Here is a 4,659-nt window from a genome sequence, read left to right on the forward strand (position 1 = left end):
CGCCTTACCAGCGCGGTGCCTTGGTCAGCGGCGGGGCCTGGTGCTGGCGGTCGTAGGCGCGCAGTTCGTCGCGGATGTGCGCGACACGCTGGCGGCCGAGCGTGGCGCGGCTGTCATCGAGCACCACGCCGTCCAGCAGTTCGCCCATGCGTTGCACGGTCGGCAGCATCTTTTCCCAGGCGTCCAGCGCGGTCAACGGCGCCGGCAGGGTCAGGAAGAAGGCGATCGCCGGGGTTTCCATCTCGCGGATGTTGGCCATGTCGAAACTGCCCGGCTTCATGATGCTGGCCATGGAGAAGATCGGACCGCGTTCGGGATGGCCTTCGACCAGGCGGTGGAACACGTTCATGTGGCCAAACACCAGGCCGGTCTTCTCGGCGGCCACCACGATATCTTCGCCGCGCAGCTGTTCGCCGGCGCGGGCGGCCACGAACAACGACACGATCTTGTCGAAATCCTGGTTGGCGCGCTTGCCCAGATCGCTGGCGGCGGCGCCATCGACATCCGGCAGCCCCAGTTCGGCCTGGGTCACGCCATCTTCGCCGACGCCGCCGACGCCGCCGACGCTGCCGGACTCGCCGGTGTCGCCGTCACCCAGGCTGGGCTCACGGCGCTGGCCGGTGCTGCCCTCGGGCGCATCGACGCGGCGGCCCTGGGATTTTTTCTTGGGTCGGCCAAACAGGAAGATCGCAGCGATCAACAGCAGGCCGGCGGCCAGGATGCCGATGCGGAGCAGTGCCATGTCGGACATTCGGGGGGTCTCCGGCTAAATACGTTCAGATAAGCATGGCACGTCAGGCGGCGCCCGCCAATCGTGCGGCTTCTTCAAGGTCCACGCTGACCAGGCGACTGACGCCCGGTTCACGCATGGTCACGCCCGACAACTGGTGCGCCGCTTCCATCGTGGCCTTGTTGTGACTGACAAACAGGAACTGCACTTTCTCACTCATCTCCTTGACCATATTGGCCAGGCGGCCGACGTTGGCTTCGTCCAGCGGCGCGTCCACTTCGTCCAGCAGGCAGAACGGCGCCGGGTTGAGCTGGAAGATCGCAAACACCAGCGCCACCGCGGTCATCGCCTTTTCGCCACCGGACAGCAACGAGATACTCGACACGCGCTTGCCCGGCGGGCGCGCCATGATGGCCACACCGGTGTCGAGAAGGTCTTCACCGGTCAACTCCAGATAGGCGTGGCCGCCGCCGAACAGACGCGGATAGAGCTGCTGCACGCCGGCATTGACACGGTCGAAGGTGTCCTTGAAGCGGCCACGGGTTTCGCGGTCGATCTTGCGGATGGCGTCTTCCAGCGTTTCCAGCGCGGTGGTCAGGTCGGTGTTCTGCGCATCCAGGTAGTCCGAACGCTGCGCGGCTTCGCCGTACTCCTGGATCGCCGCCAGGTTGACCGGCTCGAGCCGGCGCATGCGCCCGTCGATCTGATGCACGGCCTGCTCCCACTCGGTGATGCGGGCGTCGTCGGGCAGGCTGTTGATGACGTCCTGCAGCACGAAACCGGCCTTTTCCACCGATGCGGTGAGCTGGTCGGCACTGAGCACCAGCGCCTGCTGGTCCAGTTTGCGCTGGGAAATGCGCTCACGCTGGGCCAACGCCTGTTCGTCGCGCTGGTGGCGGGTCTGCTCGAACGTGCGCAGCTCGGCGTCGATGCCTTCGAGCATGGTGCGCGCTTCGGCCAGCACACGATCGGCACGCACGCGCTCGCCGAGCGCGTTCTGGTGTTCGGCTTCCAGCGCCTGCACCGGTGAATCGCCGTCATCGAGCTGCGAATGCAGTTCGCCCAGGCGCGAATCGAGCTGCCCGCGCTGGGTGCTCATCCGCTCCAGCGCCTGGCTCAACGCACTGACCTGGGTGCGCTGCGATTCCAGCGTCAGTGCCAGCGAGTGCGCACTGTCGCGCACGTTGYGGGCCGCATCACGGGCCTGGTCGCGTGCATCGGTGAACTGGCGGCGCTCGGCCTCCAGCGCGTGCCGCACCGATTCCAGATCGCCCATGCTGCTGACCGCATCATCCAGTCGCGAGCGCGCTTCGCGCACCTGCTCGCGGCCGGCGTCGAGGGTTTCCAGCAACTGCGAGAGTTCGCCTTCGATGCGATCGATGCGGGTACGCGCGGCCTCGACCTTGCCCTGCTGGCTCTGCAACTGGCCACCCAGTTCGGAGACGCTGCGGTGGGCCAGGTAAAGCTGGCGCTGCGCGTCTTCGCGCTGCTGTTCGCCGGCCAGCAGCTGGTCACGGAAGCCGGCCAGACGCTCTTCCAGTTCGGCTTCGCGCTCCTGCAGGGTATCGATCTGCTCGCGCAGGGTGACGATCTCGCGTTCGCGCAGCAGCGCGCCCTGCTTGGCCGCGCCGGAGCGCGAGACGCGCACCCAGCCTTCGCCCAGGCGTTCGCCACTGCGGGTAATGACCGAGTCGCCCTCGCCCAGCGTGGCCTGCAACGCACGCGCCTGGTCGAGGTCGTCGGCAGCGTGCAGGCGCGCCAGCAGCCGGCGGATCGCGGTCGGCCCCTGCACCTTGGCGGCCAGCGAGGTCGGTGCGACCTGCAATGCGTCCTGCGCATCGGAGACCAGCGCGATGCGCCCCTCGCCGAGTTCCGCCAGTTCACCGACCAGGCGCTCGGGCGCATCGACCAGCACGCCTTCGATCAGCTGGCCAAGCGCGCTCTCCACCGCGTTTTCCCACCCGCTTTCAACGCTCAGCCGCTCGCCGACGCGTGCGCCGGAATCCAGCCCGCGTGACTTCAGCCATGCCACCGCCGCGCCCTGCTCCTGCCCGAGTGCGGCCTGCTGCAGGGTTTCCAGCGAGGACAGGCGACCACGTGCGGCCTGCGCCTGCTTGCGGATGTCGGCCAGTTCGGACTGGCCGCTGCGCTGGCGGTCCTGCAGGCCGGCGACGGCGTGCTTGCGTTCTTCGACCTGCTCGTTGAGGCCGTCCAACGCGGCCTTCTGGGTTTCGTGCTGAAGCTGCAGTTTTTCGAACACCTGCGCCAGCGCATCCAGGTCCAGCCCGGCACGTTCGGCGACCAGCGCTTCGCGGCGGCGATCGGCTTCGAGCACCTGGCGGTCGAGGTAGTCCACGCGGGTGCGTTCGACTTCGCCGGCACGCGAGGCCTCGGAGGTACTGCGGGTGTGGGCCTCCCAGCGCGCCTGCCAGTCGGCCAGACGGGCCTCGGCGTCGCGCAGGGCTTCCTGCTTGATTTCGTTTTCTTCCTGCAGCTGTTCGAGCTGGGGCTCGGCCAGTTCGACCGACTCGCGCAGCACCTGCAGCTTGGCTTCATCGCCGCTGATGTGGTGGCCCAGTTCGGCCAGCGCCTGCTGGGTTTCGTCGCGGGCCTTGTGCAGGCGCTGGGACATCTCGCGCTGGTGCTGGATCTGCTGTTCGAGCCGGGCCAAGGTGCTGCCGACCTGGTAGACCTCGGCCTGGGCGGTACTGAGCGCGTCGGACGCTTCTTCGCGGCGGACGCGACTGGTTTCGATGCGGGCTTCGGCGTCGCGCTGTTCGGCGATCAGCTGCTGCAGGCGGGTTTCTTCCTGCGAGAGCGCTTCGCGCAGGCCGCCCAGGCGTTTGTCCAGGCCACGGAATTCAAGCGCCTTCCACTCGGCATCCTTGACCTTGCGCTCTTCCTGCAGGGCCTGGTACTGCTCGGCCTGGCGCGCCTGGCGCTTGAGGTGTTCAAGCTGCTTGCCGATTTCTTCGCGCAGGTCGTTGAGGCGGTCGAGGTTCTCGCGGGTGTGGCGGATGCGGGTCTCGGTTTCCTTGCGGCGTTCCTTGTACTTGGAGATGCCGGCGGCTTCTTCCAGGTAGACGCGCAGGTCTTCGGGTCGGGCTTCGATGATCTGGCTGATCATGCCCTGTTCGATGATGGAGTAGCTGCGCGGGCCGAGGCCGGTACCGAGGAACAGGTCGGTGATGTCGCGGCGGCGGCACTTGGTGCCGTTGAGATAATAGTTGCTGCTGCCGTCGCGGCTGACTTGGCGCTTGACCGATATCTCGTTGAACGAGGCGTACTCGCCGGTGATGGTGTGGTCGGTGTTGTCGAAGATGAGTTCGACGGTCGCCTGGGAGACCGGCTTGCGCGCAGAGGAGCCGGAGAAGATGACGTCGGTGAGCGAGTCACCGCGCAGGCGGCTGGCCGAGCTTTCGCCCATGACCCAGCGCACGGCGTCGATGATGTTGGACTTGCCACAGCCATTGGGGCCCACCACGCCGGTCATGTTGGTCGGCAGGTGCAGGGTGGTCGGGTCGACGAAGGATTTGAAACCGGACAGCTTGATCGTGGACAGACGCATGGCGTGGTTGGTTTCCGGGGCAAGGGCCTGAAGCGACCCCCGCCAGGGTGGATGTCGGGGCGATTCCCACCCTCAAGCCATTGATGTTGCAGGGTTTCAATGGCCCCAAGGGCGACGCGATAGCCTGAGTATAACGGGGGCGGTGTTTGGCGGGGGTGGGGTGGTTTTTAGAGGCGTAAAGGCTTTGAAGCCTTAGAGCCGAAGCCGAAGTCGAAGCCAGTTACTGGCTTCTGCCGATTGCGGGGCGGTATGGGTGGGGGCGCGGGACACGCCGTGAACCCATCCATGGGGGCTCGCGGGCGCCATCCATGGCGCCCGACGGTCCCGCGCCCCCACCCATACCACCCCGCCGATAGAAGGC

At 66.9% G+C, this 4,659-nt stretch carries 2 protein-coding genes; both read right to left on the reverse strand.

Translation table 11 applies throughout. From position 1 onward, the window contains the following. Positions 1 to 4: 4 nt before the first annotated feature. Positions 5 to 751, reverse strand: coding sequence for a cell division protein ZipA (gene zipA / locus ACXJKH_RS15295; RefSeq protein ID WP_457320534.1), 747 nt, complete (start codon positions 749 to 751; stop codon positions 5 to 7). A gap of 43 nt (positions 752 to 794) precedes the next feature. Beyond that, the gene (gene smc, locus ACXJKH_RS15300; protein ID WP_457320536.1) at positions 795 to 4,298 is read right to left on the reverse strand and encodes a chromosome segregation protein SMC; all 3,504 of its coding nucleotides are present in this window, start codon (positions 4,296 to 4,298) and stop codon (positions 795 to 797) included. Positions 4,299 to 4,659 lie beyond the last annotated feature (361 nt).

The sequence above is a fragment of the Stenotrophomonas sp. P5_B8 genome, assembly GCF_054049855.1.